This window comes from Halomonas sp., from assembly GCF_033549285.1.
Taxonomy (GTDB): Bacteria; Pseudomonadota; Gammaproteobacteria; order Pseudomonadales; family Halomonadaceae; genus Halomonas.
Genome location: NZ_JAWSUJ010000066.1, coordinates 1 through 23,024, shown reverse-complemented (window position 1 = coordinate 23,024; position 23,024 = coordinate 1). Strand labels below are relative to the sequence as shown.

19 protein-coding genes are annotated in these 23,024 nt (G+C 67.0%); 18 read left to right on the top strand and 1 reads right to left on the bottom strand.

Features of this window, described 5'->3' with window-relative positions:
* Nucleotides 1-139: 139 nt before the first annotated feature.
* The 17 genes from asd (at nt 140) to SCI24_RS14360 (ending at nt 20,667) form a co-directional block, all read left to right on the top strand.
* Nucleotides 140-1,252, top strand: coding sequence for an aspartate-semialdehyde dehydrogenase (asd, locus tag SCI24_RS14440; protein WP_318726042.1), 1,113 nt, complete (start codon nt 140-142; stop codon nt 1,250-1,252).
* A 269-nt stretch (nt 1,253-1,521) separates the two neighbouring features.
* The gene (locus tag SCI24_RS14435; protein WP_318726041.1) at nt 1,522-4,350 is read left to right on the top strand and encodes a FimV/HubP family polar landmark protein; all 2,829 of its coding nucleotides are present in this window, start codon (nt 1,522-1,524) and stop codon (nt 4,348-4,350) included.
* A 6-nt stretch (nt 4,351-4,356) separates the two neighbouring features.
* Nucleotides 4,357-5,280 (top strand): tRNA pseudouridine(38-40) synthase TruA, encoded by a 924-nt coding sequence (truA, locus tag SCI24_RS14430; RefSeq protein WP_318726040.1) that lies wholly within the window; start codon nt 4,357-4,359, stop codon nt 5,278-5,280.
* 205 nt (nt 5,281-5,485) lie between these two features.
* Entirely contained in the window at nt 5,486-7,417 is a 1,932-nt protein-coding gene (locus SCI24_RS14425; protein ID WP_318726039.1) for an asparagine synthetase B family protein, read from the top strand.
* 411 nt (nt 7,418-7,828) lie between these two features.
* Nucleotides 7,829-9,055: a PqqD family protein gene (locus SCI24_RS14420; protein WP_318726038.1), complete on the top strand. Its 1,227-nt coding sequence runs from the start codon at nt 7,829-7,831 to the stop codon at nt 9,053-9,055.
* A 172-nt stretch (nt 9,056-9,227) separates the two neighbouring features.
* Nucleotides 9,228-9,884: a phosphoribosylanthranilate isomerase gene (locus SCI24_RS14415; protein WP_318726037.1), complete on the top strand. Its 657-nt coding sequence runs from the start codon at nt 9,228-9,230 to the stop codon at nt 9,882-9,884.
* A 60-nt stretch (nt 9,885-9,944) separates the two neighbouring features.
* A complete protein-coding gene (gene trpB / locus SCI24_RS14410) occupies nt 9,945-11,159 on the top strand; it encodes a tryptophan synthase subunit beta (RefSeq protein ID WP_318726036.1) in 1,215 nt (404 codons plus the stop codon).
* 15 nt (nt 11,160-11,174) lie between these two features.
* The gene (gene trpA, locus SCI24_RS14405; RefSeq protein WP_318726035.1) at nt 11,175-11,978 is read left to right on the top strand and encodes a tryptophan synthase subunit alpha; all 804 of its coding nucleotides are present in this window, start codon (nt 11,175-11,177) and stop codon (nt 11,976-11,978) included.
* A 78-nt stretch (nt 11,979-12,056) separates the two neighbouring features.
* Nucleotides 12,057-13,079, top strand: a complete 1,023-nt coding sequence (accD, locus tag SCI24_RS14400) for an acetyl-CoA carboxylase, carboxyltransferase subunit beta (RefSeq protein WP_318726034.1) — start codon at nt 12,057-12,059, stop codon at nt 13,077-13,079.
* Nucleotides 13,080-13,088: 9 nt separating this feature from the next.
* On the top strand, nt 13,089-14,426 hold the full coding sequence (gene folC, locus SCI24_RS14395) for a bifunctional tetrahydrofolate synthase/dihydrofolate synthase (RefSeq protein ID WP_318726033.1): 1,338 nt from the start codon (nt 13,089-13,091) through the stop codon (nt 14,424-14,426).
* A gap of 8 nt (nt 14,427-14,434) precedes the next feature.
* Nucleotides 14,435-15,103 (top strand): SPOR domain-containing protein, encoded by a 669-nt coding sequence (locus SCI24_RS14390; protein WP_318726032.1) that lies wholly within the window; start codon nt 14,435-14,437, stop codon nt 15,101-15,103.
* 2 nt (nt 15,104-15,105) lie between these two features.
* Nucleotides 15,106-15,699, top strand: coding sequence for a CvpA family protein (locus tag SCI24_RS14385; RefSeq protein ID WP_318726031.1), 594 nt, complete (start codon nt 15,106-15,108; stop codon nt 15,697-15,699).
* An 80-nt stretch (nt 15,700-15,779) separates the two neighbouring features.
* Nucleotides 15,780-17,303: an amidophosphoribosyltransferase gene (gene purF, locus SCI24_RS14380; protein WP_318726030.1), complete on the top strand. Its 1,524-nt coding sequence runs from the start codon at nt 15,780-15,782 to the stop codon at nt 17,301-17,303.
* A 10-nt stretch (nt 17,304-17,313) separates the two neighbouring features.
* Nucleotides 17,314-18,510, top strand: a complete 1,197-nt coding sequence (locus SCI24_RS14375) for an O-succinylhomoserine sulfhydrylase (RefSeq protein ID WP_318726029.1) — start codon at nt 17,314-17,316, stop codon at nt 18,508-18,510.
* Between the two features lie 125 nt (nt 18,511-18,635).
* Nucleotides 18,636-19,325 (top strand): type 1 glutamine amidotransferase domain-containing protein, encoded by a 690-nt coding sequence (locus tag SCI24_RS14370; RefSeq protein ID WP_318726028.1) that lies wholly within the window; start codon nt 18,636-18,638, stop codon nt 19,323-19,325.
* Between the two features lie 156 nt (nt 19,326-19,481).
* Entirely contained in the window at nt 19,482-20,036 is a 555-nt protein-coding gene (locus tag SCI24_RS14365) for a cytochrome b (RefSeq protein ID WP_318726027.1), read from the top strand.
* A gap of 43 nt (nt 20,037-20,079) precedes the next feature.
* Nucleotides 20,080-20,667 (top strand): YceI family protein, encoded by a 588-nt coding sequence (locus SCI24_RS14360; protein WP_318726026.1) that lies wholly within the window; start codon nt 20,080-20,082, stop codon nt 20,665-20,667.
* Between the two features lie 89 nt (nt 20,668-20,756).
* Here SCI24_RS14360 and SCI24_RS14355 read toward each other — a convergent pair whose 3' ends face one another.
* Complete coding sequence (locus SCI24_RS14355) at nt 20,757-21,551, bottom strand: 2OG-Fe dioxygenase family protein (RefSeq protein ID WP_318726025.1); 795 nt, start codon at nt 21,549-21,551, stop codon at nt 20,757-20,759.
* Between the two features lie 294 nt (nt 21,552-21,845).
* On the opposite strand from SCI24_RS14355, the gene SCI24_RS14350 reads away from it, so the two are divergent.
* The coding region (locus SCI24_RS14350; protein ID WP_318726024.1) for a diguanylate cyclase domain-containing protein at nt 21,846-23,024 on the top strand (1,179 nt) is incomplete at its 3' end.

Sequence of the window (23,024 nt, the reverse complement as noted above, 5' to 3'; positions counted from 1 at the left end):
CTTGGCGCTTGGCGCTTGGCGCTTGGCGCTTGGCGCTTGGCGCTTGGCGCTTGGCGCTTGGCGCTTGGCGCTCGGCGCTCGGCGCTCGGCGCGGCTTTCTGTATAATATCCCCCACATTCGATTTCTGGAGGGCTTCACATGTTGAAAGTCGGTTTTGTCGGTTGGCGTGGCATGGTCGGTTCCGTGCTGATGCAGCGGATGCTCGAGGATGGCGATTTCAAGGGCATCGAGCCGATCTTCTTCACGACCTCCCAGGTCGGCCAGGACGGCCCCGACGTCGGCGTCGACGTGCCTCCGCTCAAGGATGCCTTCGACCTGGAAGCCCTAAAGGCGCTGGACGTGGTCGTGACCTGTCAGGGCGGCGAGTACACCGAGAAGGTCTATGCCGACCTGCGCCAGGGTGGCTGGAAGGGCTACTGGATCGATGCCGCCAGCACCCTGCGCATGGCCGACGAGGCGACCATCGTCCTCGACCCGGTCAACCGCAACGTCATCGATGCCCAGCTGGCGAAGGGCTCCAGGACCTTCGTGGGCGGCAACTGCACCGTCAGCCTGATGCTCATGGGCCTCGGCGGCCTCTTCGAGGCGGACCTGATCGAGTGGATGACCTCCATGACCTATCAGGCCGCCTCCGGCTCCGGCGCCAAGCACATGCGCGAGCTGCTCAACCAGATGGGCAGCCTGCGCGACAGCGTGGCCGACGAGCTGGCCGACCCGGCCAGCGCCATCCTCGACATCGATCGCAAGGTCACGGCGGCCATGCGCAGCGGCGACTTCCCCACCGACAACTTCGGTGCCCCGCTGGCCGGCAGCCTGCTGCCCTGGATCGACAAGCCCATGGACAACGGCCAGAGCAAGGAGGAATGGAAGGGCTCCGTGGAGACCAACAAGATTCTCGGTCTCCAGGACAACCCGATCCCCATCGACGGGCTCTGCGTGCGCATCGGTGCCATGCGCTCCCACAGCCAGGCCTTCACCATCAAACTCAAGAAGGACGTCCCGATCGACGAGATCGAGGATCGCCTGGCCCGCCACAACGACTGGGTCAAGGTGATTGCCAACGACAAGGATGCCACCATCGATGGCCTGACACCGGCTGCCGCCACCGGCACCCTGACCGTGCCGGTGGGTCGCCTGCGCAAGCTGGCCATGGGCGGCGAGTACCTCTCCGCCTTCAGCGTCGGTGACCAGCTGCTGTGGGGCGCCGCCGAGCCGCTCAAGCGGATGCTGAAGATCCTGCGCGAGCAGTGAGCCCGTGCGGCGGTCCATGACCGCGTGAACGAAAGCGGGACGCCCAGGTGGCGTCCCGCTTTCGTTGGTCGTCATGCGCAGGCCAATGGCGATCGGGGATTCGCGTGCCATGCGTTCAATGGCTTATGTTGAAAGTATGGATGCCGTTAGTGTTCCGGGAGGGCGCCGACGCAGGGAATGTGGTACATATTCCTCATAATCACTAAGAATATACTATCAGGTCACCGCCGGAGCCGGCGGGGCGCAGTGGAACGACGCAAGGGAACCCGATGAAACGCAAGCTGACACTCGCCATGCTGCTTTCGCTCTCCGCCGCCAGCCCGCTGGCGCTGGCCCTCGGCCTGGGGGAGGCCGAGGTGAACTCGACGCTCAATGCGCCGCTGCGGGCGAGCATCCCCTTGACCGACAGCAGCGGCCTGCAGGCTGATCTGCTCAATGTCTCGGTGGCCGATGAGCGGGCCTTCTCGGCCGCCGGCCTGTCCCGCACCCCGCTGGCCGCCAGCGTGAAGATGGACGTGACACGACGGCAGGGGCGCCTGGTGGTCGACCTGACCACCGACCGGGCCGTGCGCGAGCCCTGGGTCGACCTGCTGCTGCGTTTCGACTGGCCGGGTGGCCAGCAGTTGAGGGAAGTGACCCTGCTGCTCGATCCGCCTGACTATGACCAGCTCCCGGCCCTGGTCGCGGCGTCCTCGAGCGCGCCGCGAGAAGCCGCTTCCACGCCACGCGCGTCCGCCTCGGCGGCAGACTCCTCGTCCCGCCCGCTGGCCCGCACCTCCGATGCGGGTGCGGGCAACCCCGCCTGGGTACGCAGCGGCGACACCCTCTGGGCGGTGGCTGGCCGGCTGCGGCCGGACAGCGGCATCAGCATGAACCAGATGATGGTCGCCCTGGTGGAGGCCAACCCGGAGGCCTTTCCCTCCGGCAACATCAACGCCATGCGGGCCGGCTTTACGCTGGTGGTGCCGTCTCGCGAGGCCATCGCGGCGCGCTCCTCCGCCGAGGCTGGGCGTGTCGTCCAGGCCATGAATCGGGCCTGGGCCAATCGCGGCAGCGGTGCCCCGGCGCGGGTGGCACTGGGAGGGGCCTCCGAAGCCCCGGCGTCGGCCGTGGCCAGCGCCCCGGCGCAGGAGGGGGCATCGACGGAGTCCGCCGACGAGGTTCCGCCCGAGGCGGTCGAGACGGCGTCCAGCGATCCCGCCATCGATGGCGAGGACGTTACCGGCGAGGAGGGGCAGCGGCTGACGCTCCTCAGCGATGCCGAGGTGGCCGCCGAGGGCGTGGACCCGGTCGACGGCATCTCGGACCAGCAGGAAGGCGAATCGTCTGCTGGTGCAATGCAGGAGGAAGAAGAGGAGGAGGAAGCGGCTGCCGACTCCCTGGCCATGCCGGTGGGGAGTGAAGGGGAGGGGCCGTTCATCGACCCCGAGGTGCTGGCGCTGATCCAGGGCGGCGGCGAGCTCACCGAGGACCAGCGGCTGCTGCGCCTCGAGGCGCGTTGGCTCGAGAACCGCCAGGCCCTGGAGGCGGTTCGCAGCGAGCGCGACGAGCTGCAGTCCCAGATCGGTGACCTTCGCGAGGAGCTCGAGGCCATGCGAGACCAGTTGGCCACGATGAGTGCAGGCGGGCAGGGCGCCGATGCCCCGGGCAGCGGTGGGGTGGTGGCCCCCGGTAGCGAACCGGCATCTGCCCGGGAGACGCCCTGGTGGGGCGCGCTCTACCAGGGGGGGACCGACCGCAACCTGATGCTGGGCGGCGCCGGACTGGCACTGCTGCTGGCGCTGTGGGCCCTGGTGCGCCGCCGCCGCCGGGAGGAGAGCCAGCCGACGCCAGTATTCAACGAGGCGCGCCCGGTGGACCCGGCCGCCAGTGGCGTGGTGGTGCCGGGCAGTCCCCAGGCCCGTGCCCAGCAGGCCGAGGCTCGCGGCGAGGAAGAGAGGGAAGCGCCGGTGCGCGCCTCCATGCCCGAGGCCGAGGCGATCAACGAGGCGGATATCTTCATCGCCTATGGGCGCTACGACCAGGCGCGCGAGCTGCTGGAGTCCAGCCTGGCACGGGAGCCTGGCCGAGATGACCTGAGGCTCAAGCTGCTGCGGGTGCAGCTCGAGCAGGGCGATCATGCGGCGGCGGCGCGCCAGGCCGAGCAACTTCGCGCCGGCGGGGCCCCGGATGTCCAGGCCGAGGTCGCCCGGCTGATGGAGCGCCATGTCCGCAGCGCCCCGTCCGCCCCGGCAGCAGCGCCCGTGGCGGAGACGCCGGCCGACCGTGCCGTCTTCCCCGAGGCCGACGAGCTTCCCCCGCGCCGCTTCGATGAGCATGATGCGCCTGGTGACGCGGATGCCCATGACGAGCCCGCGACGGACGACGTGCCGTCCCGCGAGGCCCTCCCTCGCAACACTCCTTCTCGTGACACCCCCGCCGCCGAGGCGCCGAAGGGGGTTTCGACCCGCCAGGCGATGCCCGACGCAGACCCCGCGGCCGGCGAGCAGGCCGATCCGCTGGCGCGCTATCGCCCGCCGGAGCTGGAGCCGGGACCGCAACCGGAGCCGCAAGAAGGTGACGCCCCGCGGCAGGATGCCGAGGCGTCGTCCGAGCTGGACGGCGAGGTGTCCGGAGAGGTCGAGCAGCCCCACGAGGCGTCGGGCGAGCAAGAGTCCGAGCCGGCTGACGAGCTTCCGAGCGTATCCCTGGCCAGCCGCCAGGCGGATGACGGGCGAGAGATCATCGACTATCGCCCCCCGACCCTGGAGGAGAGCCCGGCGCCCCGGCAGGAGACGCCCATGCAGCCCAGCGTGGAGTTCACCTCGTCCGCTGGCGGAGGCGGCGAGTCGGCGGATGGCATGCCCGGCATCAGGGCCGAGCGTGACATCCCCGAGGAGTGGGACGTCGAGGAGGTGGCCTTCCCGCCGCTGTCGCGGGATAATGCCCACTTTTCCGCGGCGGCTTCCTCCATGTCGACCCTGGCCGAGGCGCGGCGCCTGCTGGACGCCGGCGAGGCCGGCCAGGCCCGTGCACTGCTCGAGAGCCTGATCGACGAGTCCGACGACCCGGATGCCCGGCAGGAGGCCCGCGAATTGCTGGATCAATCCGTGCAATGAGGCCGAATGACCCTTTTCCGATCCCTCGATGACCGCCACCCCCTGACCGGCCGCCTGGCCATGGGGGTGGAGTACGACGGCAGCGCCTACTGCGGCTGGCAGCGACTCAAGCACGCCCCCTCGGTGCAGGCGGCGCTGGAGGCGGCGCTGGCGAAGGTGGCGAACCAGTCGATCACCGTGCATGCCAGCGGCCGCACCGACTCCGGTGTGCATGCCACCCGCCAGATCATCCATTTCGATGCCCCGGTGCCTCGCTCTCAGAAGGCCTGGGTATTCGGCGTCAATGCTAACCTGCCCCGGGATGTCGCGGTGCGCTGGGTGAAGCCGGTCCCCGACAGCTTCCATTCCCGCTTCAAGGCCCTGGCACGGCGCTACCGGTACGTGATCCTCAACCAGCCGAGCCGCCCGGTGCTGGAGCGCGCCAACGCCACCTGGTGTCGCGACCCCCTGGATGCCGAGGCCATGCATCGGGCCGCCCAGGCGCTGGTAGGCGAGCACGACTTCTCGAGCTTCCGTGCCGCCGGCTGTCAGTCGAAGACCCCCTGGCGCCACCTGCACTTCATCGAGGTGCACCGCCATGGCCCGCTGGTGGTCATCGACGTCCAGGGCAATGCCTTCCTGCACCACATGATCCGCAATATCGTCGGGGCCCTGGTCACGGTGGGGCGCGGCGAGCGCGGCGATGACTACCTGATCGAGCTGATGGCCCTGAAGGACCGGCGGCTCGCCGACGTCACCGCCCCGGCCTGCGGCCTGCACTTCGTCGACTCGCTCTATGACGAGCAGTGGGGGCTGCCCCGCGAACCGCTGGGCCCCAATCTGCTGGCCTTCCTGGGCGAATGGACCGGCGAACGACCGCTTCCCGACTGCCCGATGGTCGAATTCCGCCGTGGCCGCCCGGTGGCAGAGGGTACGTCGGCAGTGAGGTAGTTTTTGTCAGTCGGTAGTGATCACCTTGGCACCTCAGTGTAAACCTGTGTTCGCTTTCTGCTACATTCCGTAAGTAACGCCAAGACGGCGAGAGCACCCCTCCGAGCCCGGGAGTGGGAGATGCCTATTGGTCATCAACCAGGTTGGGCAGAACCGGCGTCTTGGGTTTTCCGTGTAGAAGGTTTGGTGTGAGGGTCGAGTTTTCATGAGTGGCATATGCGGAATCATCCATCTAGACGGAAGGCCGGTCGAGAGAGCACAGCTCGAGCAGATGGCAATGCGGGCAGCGTACCGAGGCCCCAGCGGCGTCGAGTTCCATCTCGACGGTCCTGTAGGGTTGGCCTCTCTCTCCCTCGATGTCACACCGGATGGCACGGGTGCCTGCCATTTGGTGCGTGAACACCGCCACGGGCTTCTGTTCCTGGCAGATGCCCGGCTGGACAATCGTGATGAATGCGCCGCGGCCTCTCCCCAGTCAGTTGGCAAGGCTGCAACGGACGTCGAGCTGATGCTCGGCACGCTGATGCAGGCAGGGGAAAAGGGTCCCTCTCGACTCCTGGGAGACTTTGCCTACGCACTCTGGGACTGCCAGCACCGACGACTCCACTTGGCCAGGGATGCCATGGGCCTTCGCCCACTCTACTATCGGCTTGAAGAGAACCGCATCCTCTTTGCCAGTGAGGTCCAGCAGATTCTCGCCGTGCCCGGGGTACCCCGTCGCCTCAACGAGCGGGCCGTCGCCTGGCACCTCTGCTGCATGCAGACGCCCCCGGGCGAAGTGTTCTATTCGGGTATCGATGAAGTTCGCCCCGCCGAGGAAGTGGTCATCGACGCATCGGCCGTCAAACGCAGCAGAATCTTCTGGCAGCCGGATCCGGAGTCGCGAATCCGCTATCGAGACGAGCGCGACTATGCCGCGCATCTGCGAGAGATTCTGACAACATCGGTACGCGCCCGCATGCGGGCGCAAGATCCCGTGGGTATCAGCCTGAGCGGTGGGGTCGACTCTACCTGTGTGGCGTCCCTGGCAGGTTGGCTTCGCCAGCAAGGCGAGGACCTTCCGTCGATGCGCGCCTACAGCTGGGTATTCCCTGAAGCGTTTGCCGAGTGCGATGAAAGCGAGACCATCTATCGCATTGCCAACCACTTCCGGATGCCAGTCACTGAGATTCCGGCCGAGCAGACTTCCCCTCTGGTGGACGATGACCTCAACCGACCCCATGAGGATGACCCCTTCTTTTCCATGTTTCAGCCGTTCATGGAAAGGTCCCTCTCGGCGGCGGCCAAGGACGGTGTGAGCACCATGTTCTACGGATTTCGCGGCGATGTGATCTGCGGCGGTAGCGTCGATGATGTGCCCGGGATACTGCTGGCCGGCCACTTAGGCGAGACCCGCCGAAATCTCGCCCGGCTGGCCAGAATTCAATCCCTGGGGCGCAGGCAGGCAGTCACTCGCTTCCTGGTTCGCCCGATGATCCTTGACTTGCTGAAAGGTCACCATCCCGTCACCTGGCTGGACTCTCTGCGCAGCGCGAACGACGGCGATGCGAGCGTGAAGCGACTGGAGGCGTCTCCGTCGCGGCATGCCGAAAGGCACGTGCTTCTTGGCTTCCTTGACCGTGTGGGGTTGCCGGCGGCCGAGCCGCACTACCTGGCGTCACGAGCCTGGCCTCGCCAAGCGGCTCGTGACCGCTATATTCATATCGCGTCGCCGCTGGTGGTTCGCGGGGTTGGCTATGCAGAACGAATGACCGCCAGGCACGGCGTGGGCCTGGCCGACCCCTGGAGCGACCGGCGAGTGGCCGATTTCATCCTGGCCTGCCCGCAGCATCTTGTCGGAACCGTGCTGGAGCCCAAGAGAATCGCGCGCCGTGCCATGGTGGGTATCATGCCCGATGAGGCCATTCGCTCGATCGGCAAGGTGTCGCCAGAAGGTCTCTATGTCGATGCTCTGAGGGGGAGGGCGCATGACAAGGTCCTGGACCTGCTGACCAACAGCCGCTGTGCCGACCTCGGCTGCATCGACGAATCGGCATTGAAAGCACGCTTCGAACGCTTCGTCGGGGGCAGGGAGCCGATTTTCGACCTCTGGCCCACGCTGTCGCTGGAACTGTGGCTGCGCCGATACTGGGCATGAATTTTTCACATCGCAAGGTGACGTCGAGAGGGAAATATTTCGTACCTGAAAGCGCATCAAATCATGCCTTTCTGATATTGAGTGCTTTGCTTGAGACACATAATCTTACAGTCGACGGCAGCAGGATCCGGTGCCCGCGAGATTGGACGCTGGCGCTGCCAGTCATCAGTCATGTGGCTACGATCAAGTAGGCTACACAGGCAGAGGGAAAGATTATGGAAATCAAGAAAACCGAGCGTCGCGAGTATCGTGCTCCACAGCTTAGTCAGTGGGGAGCCGTGGCCGACATCACCCAGGTAGGTCAGACCAGGCCTGGCGGTGATGTGCTGCCCGGCAATTCGGAGGGTCGGGATGGTGGCAGCATCATGCCCCCGGGTCTCGACCGTTAAGCACTGAACTACTGAAATGACAATGCATCGCCAGGTAGATGCATTCCTGTTGCTCGACGCCCATCAGGGCGTCGAGTCTTTGTTGTCATTCACGCAATGCCCTGATCCGGAGTCGGCTCTCGAAGCGCTTTGCGCTGGCCTCGAGGCCAACGAATTGTGGAATGAGTTTGATGACGTGCGCCTGGTGGCGCGTGCCAGGCCCACGCTATTGCTGGCTGCATTCGGTCACTTCACCACCCGCCAGAGAATCTTGCTGGAGAACCTCTCTGCAGAGCTCAACGATGTGATTCACGGCCACCGCTATGTCGGCTATGCAGAGGCCGAAGAAGCTGCCTCGGCGCTTGCCACAACGCTGAAATCGCACTTCGGGCATGATGGGCTGGATAGCTTTCGCTTCACGGCCATCCCGCGCGGAGGCTGGATCGTGCTGGGAATGCTCTCCTATTGCCTCGGTCTACGCCCGGATCAGGTCGGTGTGCCCGGTGATCCTCTGGATGACGGCAAGTCGCAAACCTGGGTGATCGTAGACGACTGTGCCCTGTCCGGGCTGCGCTTTCGGCAGTTTCTGACAAGCCGTGATCTTGATTCGGTCATCTTCTGCCCTCTTTATGCACCTGCCGGCCTGTGCGAGGCCATCCAGCGAGCCGAGCCCGGTGTTGAGGCGTGCCTCAATGCGGTGGATCTTCACGACGTGGCGCCGCAGCGGTTTGGCGAAACCTATCCGCAGTGGCTAGAGAAGCGCAAAGAACGCGTCGGAAAGAGCGCCTACTGGCTGGGCATTCCCGAGTACGTCGCCTTTGCCTGGTGTGAGCCACAGGCAAAGTTCTGGGATGCCGACATAGGCTGCTACCGCGCCAGCTGGAACCTTCTTCCACCCTCGCTATCCCTCAAGCGAAGCAAGGAGGCCGAGGACCTCCGGTCGCGGGCATCGCCCGAGGCGCCGGGGCGGTCAGCCCTGCTGGCAACGACAGGCGCTGCGGTTCAGGTATCGCCGCGTGCGCTGTGGTGCGAATTCGGCAGTGCCTTGGCGCTGGCGGAGTTTCCTGCTGACCCGAACGCCACGGCCGCCTGCTTCAGGCTCGACGATATCGCCGGCGACATGTGGCGGGCTTTGCTGCAGAACGATAGCGTTGAGACAGCCTTGTCCCGGCTGCATGAGCGCTATTCGGTCCCCGACGTCGAGCTTCGCCGCGACCTCCTGGCTTTTGTGTCTGAACTGGAAAGGCACGGTTTACTGCAACATTCCTGATATTAACGACCGCCTGATTCGGGGTGTCACTACCGCTCTGTGCGGCTGTAGTCCGTGCAGCTGAAGGTGCTCATTCGTCTGCCAGTCGGGAAGGCGAGGCCGCCAGCCATGTTATCCTCGCCAGCAGCTTTGCTACCGTTCAAGATTGCTGCCTGTGTCGGGAGAGCCTTCTTTGCCAGTATACCCCTCAGCTTTAACTCGTACTCGCATCAAGTTCTGCGGCCTGACCCGTCCCGAGGATGTCGATGCCGCCGTGGCCGCGGGCGCCGATGCCCTGGGCTTCGTGCTCTGGCCGGGCAGCAAGCGTGCCATTGACGAGCAGCGCCTCGCCGAGCTCTGCGCCAGGGTGCCGGCCTTCGTCACCCGGGTCGGGCTCTTCGTCGACCCGGACCCGGCACTGGTGGCACGCGCAGCCGAGCACCTGGACCTGCTGCAGTTCCATGGCGACGAGACCCCCGGGGCCTGCATGGCCGCCGGCCGCCCCTGGATCAAGGCATTGCGCATGCGCGATGGCCTCGACCTCCACGCCGCCGCCGAGGCCTACGGCGGGGCGCGGGCGCTGCTGCTGGACGCCTACCGGCCGGGCGTGCCGGGAGGCACCGGCGAGACCTTCGACTGGTCGCGAATCCCCGCAAGCCTGGCAAAACCTGTTATCCTCGCCGGAGGCCTGACGCCGGACAATGTGGCCGAGGCAATTGCGGTCGTGGCCCCGTTCGCCGTGGATGTCTCCGGCGGCATCGAGGCGGCCCCCGGCGTCAAGGATGCCACGCGCATGGCGGCCTTCCTGCAGGCCGTGCGCCAGGCCGACGACGCGCGTTGCGGCGCCTGAGCCGTTCGCTTCACCCCGTTTCCCCTACACCCCTTCTGGCGACCCTGTGAGGTGTCTTTCGTGAGCAAGTTCAGTGACCTGACCCGACTGCCGGATGCCCGCGGCCATTTCGGTGCCTACGGCGGCCGGTTCGTCTCGGAGACCCTGAGCTTCGCCCTGGATGAGCTGGAGAAGACCTATCTGAGTCTTCGTGACGACCCGGCCTTCCTGGCGGAATTCGACTATGACCTGGCCCATTTCGTGGGCCGTCCGTCACCGCTCTATCATGCCGAGCGATGGTCGAAGCAGCTCGGTGGCGCACAGATCTGGCTCAAGCGCGAGGACCTTAACCATACCGGCGCCCACAAGGTGAACAACACCATCGGCCAGGCGCTGCTTGCCAAGAAGACCGGCAAGCCGCGGGTGATCGCCGAGACCGGGGCGGGGCAACATGGCGTCGCGTCCGCCACGGTGGCCGCGCGGCTGGGGCTGGAGTGCGATGTCTACATGGGGGCCGCCGACGTGGAGCGCCAGAAGCTCAACGTCTATCGCATGCGCCTGCTGGGGGCCAACGTCATCCCGGTGGAATCCGGCACCCGTACGCTCAAGGACGCCATGAACGAGGCGTTGCGTGACTGGGTGACCAATGTCGATACCACCTATTACATCATTGGCACCGTGGCCGGCCCGCACCCCTATCCGATGCTGGTCCGCGACTTCAACGCGGTCGTCGGGCGCGAGGCGCGCCGCCAGTCCTTCGAGGAGTTCGGCAAGCTGCCCGATGCGCTGATTGCCTGTGTGGGCGGCGGTTCCAACGCCATGGGACTCTTCTATCCCTTCGTGGAGGACGACGAGGTCGCGATGTACGGTGTCGAGGCGGGCGGCGACGGCGTCGAGACCGGCCGCCATGCCGCGCCCCTGGCGTCCGGCGCGCCCCGCGGCGTATTGCATGGCAATCGCACCTATCTGATGTCCGACGAGGGCGGGCAGGTCTCCGATACCCACTCGGTCTCGGCGGGCCTGGACTACCCGGGCGTTGGCCCCGAGCATGCGCTGTGGAAGGACGTGGGGCGGGTCAACTATGTGGCCGCCAACGACAATGACGTGCTGGCGGCCTTCCGTGAGCTGACCCGCGTCGAGGGCATCATGCCGGCCCTGGAGTCTGCCCATGCCCTGGCCTATGCGAAGGTGCTGGCCCCCACCATGCGTCCCGACCAGAACATCGTGATCAACCTCTCCGGCCGTGGTGACAAGGACATCATGACGGTGGCAAAGATCGACGGGATCGAATTCTAGATGACGGCCCAGACCATGAATCGTATCGACCAACGCTTCGCCGCGCTCAAGGCCGAGGGCCGCCGCGCGCTGATTCCCTACATTACCGCCGGTGACCCGGCCCCTCAGCACACCGTCGGCTTCATGCACGCCCTGGTGGAGGCGGGGGCCGATGTCATCGAGCTGGGGGTGCCGTTCTCGGACCCCATGGCCGACGGGCCGGTGATCCAGAAGGCCTGCGAGCGTGCGCTCAAGCACGGCGTGCGGCTCTCCCACCTGTTCGAGATGGTGCGCGAGTTCCGCCAGACCGATGGCGAGACCCCGGTGGTGCTGATGGGCTACCTCAACCCGGTGGAGCGCATCGGCCTTGCGGCCTTCGCCGACCAGGCCGCCGAGGCCGGGGTCGACGGCGTGCTGATCGTCGACATGCCGCCGGAGGAGGCCGACGAGGTGGGGCCGCTGCTCAAGGCCCGCGGGCTGGCCTCGATCTTCCTCGTCGCCCCTACCACTTCGCGTGCCCGGGCCGCTACAATATGCGCCCACGGCGAGGGCTACATCTACTATGTTTCGCTGAAGGGCGTGACCGGCTCGGCCATCCTCAATGCCGAGGATGTGGCGGAGCACCTGGCGCCGCTGCGCGAGATGACCGACCTGCCGTTGTGCGTGGGTTTCGGCATCCGCGACGGAGCCTCCGCGGCCGAGGTGGGCAAGGTGGCCGACGGCGTGATCGTCGGCTCGTCGCTGGTCAACCGCATTGCCGAGAACGCCGAGCGTCCCGAGGCGATCCCGTCCGCCCTGAAGGCGGTACTGGGGGAGATGCGCCAGGCCCTGGACGCCTGATCCGCGCCCGTCGCCGACCGAATCGACCCTGCCCCCGGCGCCGCCGGGGGCATCAGCCTATACGGAAGTGTTTCTGACATGAGCTGGCTAGACAAGATCGTGCCCTCGGTGGGCCGCATCCAGCGCAAGGATCGCCGGGCGAGCGTGCCTGATGGCCTGTGGCGCAAGTGTCCCAAGTGCGAGGCGGTGCTCTATCTCCCCGAGTTGGAGAAGCACCATAACGTCTGCCCCAAGTGCGGCCACCATATGCGGCTGACCGCCCGCAAGCGGCTGGACTGGTTCCTGGACAAGGAGGGCCGTGAGGAGATCGCCGCCAATCTCGAGCCGGTGGACCGCCTCAAGTTCCGCGACTCCAAGAAGTACAAGGACCGCCTGGCGGCGGCCCAGAAGGAGACCGGCGAGAAGGATGCGCTGATCGCCATGCGCGGCTCCCTGGAGGGGCTGCCGGTGGTGGTGGTGGCCTTCGAATTCACCTTCATGGGCGGCTCCATGGGTGCCGTGGTGGGCGAGAAGTTCGTGCGTGCCGCGACCGTCGCCCTGGAGGAGGGCATCCCGCTGATCTGCTTCTCCGCCTCCGGCGGTGCACGGATGCAGGAGGCGCTCTTCTCGCTGATGCAGATGGCCAAGACCTCGGCGGCCCTGGAGAAGCTCAAGCAGGCCGGCGTGCCCTATATCTCGGTGCTGACCGATCCGGTGTTCGGGGGCGTCTCTGCGTCACTGGCGATGCTTGGCGACCTCAACGTGGCCGAGCCCAATGCGCTGATCGGCTTCGCCGGGCCTCGGGTCATCGAGCAGACGGTCCGCGAGCAGCTGCCGGAAGGCTTCCAGCGCAGCGAGTTCCTGCTCGAGCACGGCACCGTGGACATGATCGTGCCGCGCGGCGAGATGCGCGCGCGGCTGGGCGGCGTGCTGCGAAAACTCACCCACTGGCCGGTGGCCGGGCAGGGCGCCGACCTCGGCGACGAGCCCGATCTCGTCCAGGCGGCCGAGCAGGCCGAGCAGGAGGAGGCGCTGGCGACCAGCAGCACGACGCCGGCCACCGAGCCGGAGGCCGACAACGACGCCGGGCAGGCCGGCGAGCGCCCCGATCCGGCGCGCTGACCGATCGGCATGAGCGACCACGCCCTTCCCGATACGCTTCCGGCCTGGCTGGCCCGGCTGGAGGCGGCCCACCCGGTCGGCATCGACCTCGGCCTCGAGCGCGTGGCCGAGGTCGCTCGCCGCATGGGACTCCTGGATGCCCCGCTGTGCGACCGGGTCATCACCGTCGCCGGCACCAACGGCAAGGGGTCGACCGTGGCCATGCTCGAGGCCCTGGCCCGGGCCCATGGCCTCTCCACGGCGGCCTACACCTCGCCCCACCTGCTGCGCTACAACGAACGCCTGCGTCTCGACGGCCAGGAGGCCGACGACGCGACGCTGATCGCCGGCTTCGAGGCGGTGGAGGCGGCACGCCTGGAAGGCGAACCGGTCAGCCTGACCTACTTCGAGGTGGGCACCCTGGGGGCACTCTGGGCCATTGCCAGAAGCCGAGTGGACCTGGCGATCCTCGAGGTCGGGCTCGGCGGACGACTGGACGCCGTCAATGTCATCGACCCGGACGTGGCGGTGATCACCACCGTGGCCCAGGACCACGCCGCCTTCCTCGGCACCGATCTGCAGGGCATCGGCCGCGAGAAGGCCGGCATCCTGCGCGCCGCTCGGCCCGCGGTGCTGGGCAGCACGACGCTGCCTGACAGCGTTCGCCAGTTGGCCACGGAGCTCGGCGCCGCCGTCTACGCACTCGGTGAGGCCTTCGGGCGGGAAGGGGAGGGCGAGGGTTGGAGCTTTTGGGGTCAGACCCCGCTGGGGTCTGACCCCAAAAGGGCCACCAGAAGCGTCACCGACCTGCCCGACCCGGGCCTGCCCCTGGACAATGCCGCCACGGCCCTGCAGGCCCTGCTCCTGGCCGGTGTCGATCTGGAAGAGGACGCCTGTCGCCGGGCGCTTGCCGGCGTGGAGCTGCCGGGGCGCATGCAGTGGCTGGGGCAGTGGTGCCTGGATGTCGGCCACAACCCTCATGCCGCCGGCTACCTGGCCCAGCGCCTGGAAGCGCGCCCCTGCCAGGGACGCACCTTCGGCCTGCTGGGGATGCTCGCCGACAAGGATGCCGATGGCGTGATCGCCGCGCTGTCGCCGGTGGTGGATGCCTGGGTGCCGGCGAGCCTCACGGGGGAGCGTGCCCGTGCGGCGGACGACCTGGCCGAGCGCCTGGCCCGCCACGGTGGCGAAGTATGGCACCGCGGCAGCTCGCCGGTCGAGGCGGCCGACTGGCTGGCGGCCCGGCTCGCGCCCGAGGATCGGGTGCTGGTCTGCGGTTCCTTCTTCACCGTGGCCGAGGTGCTGGAATGGCGGCTGGCAGGAGATCAGACTGCAGGGGAAGACACGGCTTTCGAGGGAGCGAGATGAAATACGGAATGCGAGAACGTCTCAGCGGAGCAGTGATCCTGATCGCCCTGGCGGTGATCTTCGTCCCCATGCTGTTCGACGATCCTGCGCCGCGCAGCGAGCGCCCCCAGCCGGTGATGACCATCGAGCAGCCGGTGGAGGTCGAGCGCCGTGATGTGCCCGACCCCGAGCCGCCGGCGAGCCTCGGGCAGATCCAGTCGCCTGTCGGGAGGTCGTCGCCGCGCCCGGATGCCGGGGAAGCGCGGATCGAGCCGGAGGCCGAACAGGCGGTGGAGGCCGTGGCCGACGCCGAACCGGCCACCCCCGAGACGACGGACGCCGAGGAAGCCGCCGAGATGCGGGACGAGGCCAGCGAGGATCCCATTGCCGAACTGGCCCGCGCCGCCGACCAGCGCCTGTCGGGCCAGGCCGAGCAGGCGAACCGCGAGCCGGCCGAGGCGGCCCCCGAGGGTGAGTGGGCCGTCCAGGTCGGCAGCTTCGGGGAGCCGGCCAACGCCGAGCGCCTCGAGTCGAACCTGGCCGCGCAGGGGCTGCCCGTCTACAGCCGGGTCCGGGACAACGGCCTGACCACCGTCTATGTCGGTCCCTTTGCGACCTCCCGCGAGGGCGAGGACGTGATGGCCAGGCTCAAGGCCGAGGCCAATCTTCAGGGCCTGCTGGTGCGGGCGGGCAACTGAGCATGGCGCTGACCTGGATCGACTGGCTCTTCGTGGCGGTGCTGGTGGTGACCGGGCTGACCGGCTTCCTGCGTGGACTGATCCGCGAGGCACTGGGGCTGGCCGCCTGGATCATCGCCCTGATGGCCGCGCGGCTGCTGGCCGAGCCGGTGGCGGACCTGCTCTCCGGGTTGATCGACAATCCCGACGGACGACTGGTGCTGGCCTTCGTGCTGGTGATCTTCGCGGTGATCCTGCTCTGCGGCATCGTGATCCGCCTGGTCCATACCGCCGTGGAGTGGGTCGGCATGGGGTTCCTGAACCGGGTGACCGGTGCCGCCTTCGGCATGGCCAAGGGGGCGGCGATCCTGGTGCTGGCGACCGTCCTGCTCACCCTGACGCCACTGGTGCAGATGCAGGCCTGGCAGGAGGCGGAGCTGCGGCCGACCTTCGAGCGGCTGCGCGACTGGGCGGTGAGCCAGCTCGAGGGGTGGGAAGGGCGCCTGCCCGAGGCGCCGGCGTCGCTGCGCGAGTTCTCGCTGCCGCGTCCGGAGCAGCCGTCGGCCACCCAGCCCGAGTCGGAACCGGACGACGCCACCGAGGCGACGCCCCCCTGACATGTGAATCCCGGGGCGGGCCGCACACGGCCCCGTCCCGACTCTTCAAGGCAAGTACCAGGCAAGCGAGGTAAGGTGGAATGTGCGGTATCGTGGGCCTGATGGCCAAGCAGGCAGTGAACCAGGGCATCTATGACGCCCTGACGGTGCTCCAGCATCGCGGACAGGATGCCGCCGGCATGATGACCTGGCACGACGGCCGGTTCCTGTTGCGCAAGAGCAACGGCCTGGTGCGAGACGTCTTCCACACCCGTCACATGGCCCGCCTGAAGGGCAACCTGGGCATCGGCCATGTGCGCTATCCCACGGCGGGCTCCTCCAGCGAGGCGGAATCGCAACCGTTCTACGTGAACTCGCCCTACGGCATCACCCTGGCCCACAACGGCAACCTGACCAATTCCGACCAGCTCAAGCAGGAGCTCTTCTCCTCTGACCTGCGCCATATCAACACCAGCTCCGACTCGGAGGTGCTGCTCAATGTCTTTGCCCACGAGCTGGGCAAGCAGGGCCTGCACCTGGAGCCCGGCGACATCTTCGATGCGGTGCGCCGCGTGCATCGTCGTTGCCGGGGCGGCTACGCCGCGGTGGCGATCATCAACGGCGTGGGCCTGGTCGCCTTCCGCGACCCCCACGGGATCCGTCCGGTGGTGTTCGGCACCCGCGACGAGGGCGAGGGGCAGGAGGTGATGATCGCCTCCGAGTCGGTGGCCCTCGATGTGGGTGGCTTCGAGCTGCACCGTGACCTGGCGCCGGGTGAGGCGATCTTCGTCGACATGACCGGGGCCATCCATACCCAGCAGTGCGCCGACCACCCGCGGCTCGCCTCCTGCATCTTCGAGCACGTCTACCTGGCACGCCCCGACTCCATCCTCGACGGCGCCTATGTCTACGGCACCCGCATGCAGATGGGCCGCAAGCTCGGCGACCGCATCCAGAGCGAGTGGCCGGAGCACGATATCGACGTGGTGATACCGATTCCCGACACCTCGCGCACCTCTGCCCTGGAGCTGGCCCAGCACCTGGGGGTGACCTACCGCGAGGGCTTCATGAAGAACCGCTATATCGGGCGGACCTTCATCATGCCGGGCCAGACCCAGCGCAAGAAGTCGGTGCGCCAGAAGCTCAACGCCATCGGCGTCGAGTTCAAGGACAAGAACGTGCTGCTGGTGGATGACTCCATCGTGCGTGGCACCACCTGCAAGCAGATCATCCAGATGGCCCGGGAGGCCGGCGCGCGCAAGGTCTACTTCGCCTCCGCGGCGCCGCCGGTGCGCTATCCCAACGTCTATGGCATCGACATGCCGGCGGCCAGCGAGCTGATCGCCCATGGCCGCAGCGAGGCCGAGGTGGGGGAGCTGATCGGCGCCGACCGGATCTTCTACCAGGACCTCGAGGACCTGAAGGCCGCCTGCCGCGAGGTGAACCCGGAGCTCGAGGCCTTCGACTGCTCGGTGTTCGATGGCAAGTACGTCACCGGCGATATCGACGAGCGTTACCTGTCGGACCTCGAGGCCTCGCGCAGCGACGACGCCAAGCAGCAGCGCAGCGCCGGCGACCATGCCCTGGTGGGGATGCACAACCAGGAAGATGACATCGACGACTGAGGGGCACGTCATGCAGCAGGATCAGACACCGGAGCAGGAGTGGGAACTGGAGACCCTGGCGATCCGCGCCGGTCACCAGCGCACCCATGAGCAGGAGCATGGCGAGCCGATCTTCCCGACCTCGAGCTTCGTCTACGGCAGCGCCGCCGAGGCGGCGGCCAAGTTCAGCGGCGAGGCACCGGGCAACGTCTACTCGCGTTTCACCAACCCCACGGTGCGCACCTTCGAGCAGCGCCTGGCGGCCATGGAGGGGGGCGAGCGCTGCGTGGCCACCAGCTCCGGCATGGCGGCGATCCTGGCCACGGCGCTGGCCCTGCTTCAGTCGGGCGACGAGATCGTGGCCTCGCGGTCGCTGTTCGGCTCCACGGTCAGCCTGTTCGACAAGTACCTGGGCAAGTTCGGCATCACCACCCGCTATGTGGAGCTCTCCAACCTCGAGGCCTGGGAGGCGGCGGTCACGCCGGCGACGAAGCTGCTGTTTGCCGAGACGCCCTCCAACCCGCTCTCCGAGGTGGTGGATATCGCCGCACTGGCGAGAATTGCTCGGCGCCATGACGCCTGGCTGGCCATCGACAACTGCTTCCTGACCCCGGCGCTGCAGAAGCCCATCGCCCTGGGTGCCGACCTGGTGATCCATTCCGCCACCAAGTACCTGGACGGGCAGGGCAGGGCGATCGGCGGTGCCGTGGTGGGGCGCGACAAGGAGCTCGAGGAGGTGTTCGGGGTGGTGCGCACCTGCGGTCCCTGCCTGAGCCCCTTCAATGCCTGGATCTTCACCAAGGGCCTCGAGACGCTCAACCTGCGCATGCGGGCGCACTGCGAGAATGCCCGGATCCTGGCCGAGTGGCTGGAGGGGCATCCCGCGGTGGCGCGGGTCCACTACAGCGGACTGGCCACGCATCCGCAGCACGAGCTCGCTAGCCAGCAGCAGCAGGGCTATGGGGCGGTGCTGGGCTTCGAGGTGAAGGGGGGGCGCGAGGCGGCCTGGTCGGTGATCGATGCGACCCGCATGCTCTCCATCACCGGCAATCTGGGGGACGTCAAGACCACCATCACCCATCCCGGCACCACCACCCATGGGCGCCTCTCGCAGGAGCAGAAGGATGCCGCGGGGATCACCGAGGGTCTGATCCGCGTGGCGGTCGGCCTGGAGGCCATCGAAGACATCCGCGCCGACCTGGCCCGGGGGCTCGACGCGCTGGTGTGATCTCGGCCCGATCGCCTGCCCATGTGGCAGGCGATCGTCTATCCCTTGCCCTGCCACCTTGAACTCCTGCTTCTCGTCGCCATCTCATCAGGGCACGCATTCATAGCCGCCCGAGGAGGGCCACGATGAAGATCCTGATGGTACTGACGTCGCACGACCGCATGGGTGACACCGGCCACGAGACCGGTTTCTGGCTCGAGGAGTTCGCCGCACCCTACTACGTCTTCAAGGACGCCGGCGCCGAGATCACCCTGGCCTCGCCCAAGGGTGGCCTGCCGCCGGTGGATCCCAACTCCCAGACCGAGGAGGCCCTCACCGAGGAGACCCGTCGCTTCGAGGCGGATGCCGAGGCCAGGGCGCAACTCGCCGAGACCCGCAAGCTTGCCGAGGTCGAGGTGGGCGACTTCGACGCCGTCTTCTTCCCCGGCGGGCATGGTCCGCTCTGGGACCTTACCGGGGATCCCGATGTTCGCCGCCTTATCGAGGGCTTCCTGGCGGCCGAGCGGCCGGTGGCGGCGGTCTGCCATGCGCCCACGGTGCTGCTCGAGGCCCGCACGCCGGAGGGCGAGCCGCTGGTCAAGGGCCGCAAGGTCACCGGCTTCGCCAACAGCGAGGAGGAGGCCGTGGGGCTGACCCAGGTGGTGCCGCACCTGCTGGAGGATGCGCTGAAGGCGCAGGGCGGTCGCTATGAGCGCAGCAGCGATGACTTCGCGCCCTTCCAGGTACGCGATGGGCTGCTGGTGACCGGCCAGAACCCGGCCTCCAGCGCCTCCACGGCCCGCCTGCTGCTCGAGCTCCTTGCCGAGCTCGGCTGACAGAGTCCACTCGCATGTCTTGCCGCCCGCCATGCCTGCCGTGGCGGGCGGCATGTGGTTTTTCCGAATGGTGCATTCGGCTTTTTTCAGCGGATGCCGATGGTGCGCTGCGGTAGGATCATGTGATCGACGCGACGCTGACCGAGGCAACGGATCATGTGGAAGAACACCCGCAGCGGCTGGGGGCTGGTCAGCATCCTGCTGCACTGGATCAGTGCCCTGGCCATCATCGGCCTCTTCGCCCTGGGCTGGTGGATGACCGGGCTCGGCTACTATGACAGTTGGTACAACCTGGGCCCCTGGTGGCATCGCTCCGTGGGCATGCTGCTGTTGTTCGCCACCCTGATCCGCCTGGCCTGGCGCATCACTAACCAGGTGCCGGTGGAGAAGGGGCATCGCCTCGAGCGCCTGGCCGCCCATCTCGGCCACATCGGCCTCTATGTGCTGATGCTGGTGGTGCTGGTCAGCGGCTACCTGATCTCCACCGCCGATGGCAAGGGGATCAGCGTGTTCGACGCCTTCACGGTGCCGGCCCTGATCAGCGACCTGCCCCGGCAGGCCACCGTGGCCGGCCAGGTCCATTGGTACAGCGCCCTGCTCCTGATCCTGCTGGCGGCAGGGCATACCCTGGCCGCCCTGAAACACCATTGGGTCGATCGCAACGATGTCCTGTTGCGCATGGTCGACCCGCGCCGTTCCCGTCGCCCCTGAGGCGATATCCCTCCCCGATACCATCCGCAAGGAGAGTCACCCGATGATCAAGAAGACCGCCATCGCCACCGCCCTGAGTGCCGCCGCCCTGGTGGGCGTCAGCCAGGCCCAGGCCGCCGACTATGTCATCGACACCGAAGATGGCCAGCATGCCTTCGTGCAGTTCAAGATCAGCCACCTGGGCTACTCCTACATCCTCGGCAGCTTCGAGGAGTTCTCCGGCAGCTTCAGCTACGACCCCGAGAACCTGGAGGCGTCTTCCGCCAGCGTCGAGGTCGAGGTGGCGAGCCTCAACAGCAACCACGCCGAGCGTGACAAGCACATCCTGAGCGATGACTTCCTGGATGCGGGCGAGTACCCCACCGCCAGCTTCACGTCGATCGGTTTCGAGCCGACCGGCGACAACGAAGGCGTGCTGACCGGCGAACTGACCCTGCACGGCGAGACCAACGAGGTCGAGATGCCGGTGACCCTGCTGGGTGAGGGCGAAGACCCGTGGGGTGGCTATCGTGCCGGCTTCGAGGGCTCCACCACCCTGACCCTGGCCGACTACGGCATCGACATGAGCGACTTCCCCGAGATGATGCACGAACTCGAGCTCTATGTGACCTTCGAGGGCATTCGCCAGTAAGGCATGCCCCGAGGCTTCACCCGCCAGCATCAAGACGCCCCCCGGAGGATGCTCCGGGGGGCGTAGTGTTACTGGGTTAGTGGTGAGGGTTAGCGGGTCTCGTTGAGCACCGCCTCGGGGAAGTGCCGACGAAGGATGCGGTTCTGGAACTCATCCACGAAGCGGCTGTTGATGATGATGATGAAGCGCTCGAAGGGCGCCTCAATATCTTCCTGGTGGATGCCGTCCACGCTGTGGAAGAGGCGGTCGTCGCGCAGGTGCAGGATATCCCCAGGAGCGAGGGTCGTGTCGACCAGGGGCCGGGTTCCCGCCTTGTCGGCATACAGGTGGTTATCGCCCCCGGCGACATTGTGGCGGTTCAGCACCAAGATGCTCAGCGCCTTGCAGCCATCGGCATGGATCCCCTGGCCTTGCAGGGGGTCGACCATGCCCTCGCCGCGAACACCGGTAATCTGCATCAGGATGGGCTCGTGGGACTTGAGGTCCCAGAGCCGGGCCCAGGCGCGCACGAAGGCCTTCACATCCGGGCGGGCCATGAATTCCGGGGTCAGCGGCTCGTAGTAGCGCAAGCGGTCCGCCATGCTCTCGGCATCATTGAAGGCGCCCCCCTGCGCCATGGGGCAAGAGCCCATGTCGTAGGCCTCGCCACGCTCATCCAGGGCCAGCCAGGACATGCGCTTCCAGCGGCGATTGACGTAGGGGTCTCGGGGCAGGTCGGCGGTAAACGCCTGCCAGGCCTCGAGATCCACCCGGGAACTCACCTCGGTCCTGGCCCAGTCCTGGTGCTGCAGGGCCTCGGTGACCTCCGGCGGCCAGTAGTCGGCGACCGGGTCGAGGGGCATGGTGGCGGGATCGAAGCCGTACTTGAGGGTATCGAGTTTCATGGGATCTTCTCCATTGGGTATGGGGCGTGATTGCCCGTGGGTTGCCCGAAAGTCGTAGCAACCCTAGGAAAAGGAGAAGATTTGCAACGAAATGTCAAAAAATGTATGAGGCTTGTTGTACTGGGTGGTTGGGATGGTTCGTTGAATCGGCGGATGGCAATGCCTGGCAGAGCCGGCATCCCGTGTAGGATATTTCCTACACAAGCGGGTAGGATGAGGGTCTTGATGTCGCACGATGGGGCGATCTCGCCACATACTGAAGGGTGACATCGCCTGTCGAGGATGAGGAAGTTGATGAGCGGTCGCGATACCGGCTTCCGGCAATGGCTGGCACGTCGGTGGCAACAGGTCAGAGCGAGAGGGCCCGAGGCCCGGGGCGCAAGCGCCCCGGACGATGTCGAGGTCGTGCGCCGCCAGTACCTGGAGAGCGAACAGCGCTTCCGCGCCCTGCTGGAGAGCCTGCCCAAGGTGGCGGTCCAGGGCTATGACCGCGACCGCCGCGTGATCTACTGGAACGAGGCCAGCACCCGGCTCTACGGCTATGCCCCCGAAGAGGCCCAGGGCCAGTTGCTGGAAGAGCTGATCATCCCGGCGCCGATGCGCGAACCGGTGATCCAGGCGCATCGGGCCTGGGTGCGGGAAGGGGTGGAGATCCCCGCCGATGAGCTCGAGCTACAGCACAAGAGCGGGGAGCTGGTCCCGGTCTTCTCCCACCATGTCATGCTCGGCGAGCACACCGAAGATCCCCTGATGTTCTGTATCGACGTGGACCTCTCGGACCAGAAGCGGGCGCATCGCGAGCTGGATTTCGCCACCCGCTTCGATGCGCTGACCCACCTGCCCAATCGCCAGACCTTCGAGGCGCAGCTGGATGAGGCCATCGCCGACTGTCGCCGGCAGGACGCCGGGCTGGTCCTGGTCTATCTGGACATCGATCACTTCGTGGAGATCAATGATGCCCTGGGCTACGAGCAGGGGGATCGGCTGCTGGTCGAGCTGACCCGGCGGCTGCATCGGGCGACGCGAGCCTCCGACATGATGTCGCGACTCTCCAGCGACGAGTTCGTGATCGCCTTCCCGGGGTTCCGGCGCGAGGATGTCCTCCCGCAGCTGGTGCACAAGGTCCAGCAGGTCCTGCGGGCGCCCTTCCTGATGGATGGTTCGCGGCGCCAGGTGACGGCCTGCCTGGGCGTCAGCCTCTATCCGGACAATGGCGATACGGCGCGCGAGCTGATCCGCAACGCCGATGTGGCCAAGAACCGGGCCAAGCTGGATGGCCGCGGCAGCGTGTGGTTCTTCGACCAGCAGCTCCACGACGAGCTGCTCCACCAGCATCGCCTCGTCGACAGGCTGGAGCAGGCCCTGGACAGCGGAGGGCTCTCGCTGCATTACCAGCCTCAGGTATCCGCCGTCAGCGGTCGCATCGAGAATCTCGAGGCGCTGCTTCGCTGGCAGCCGGCGGAAGGTCCGCCG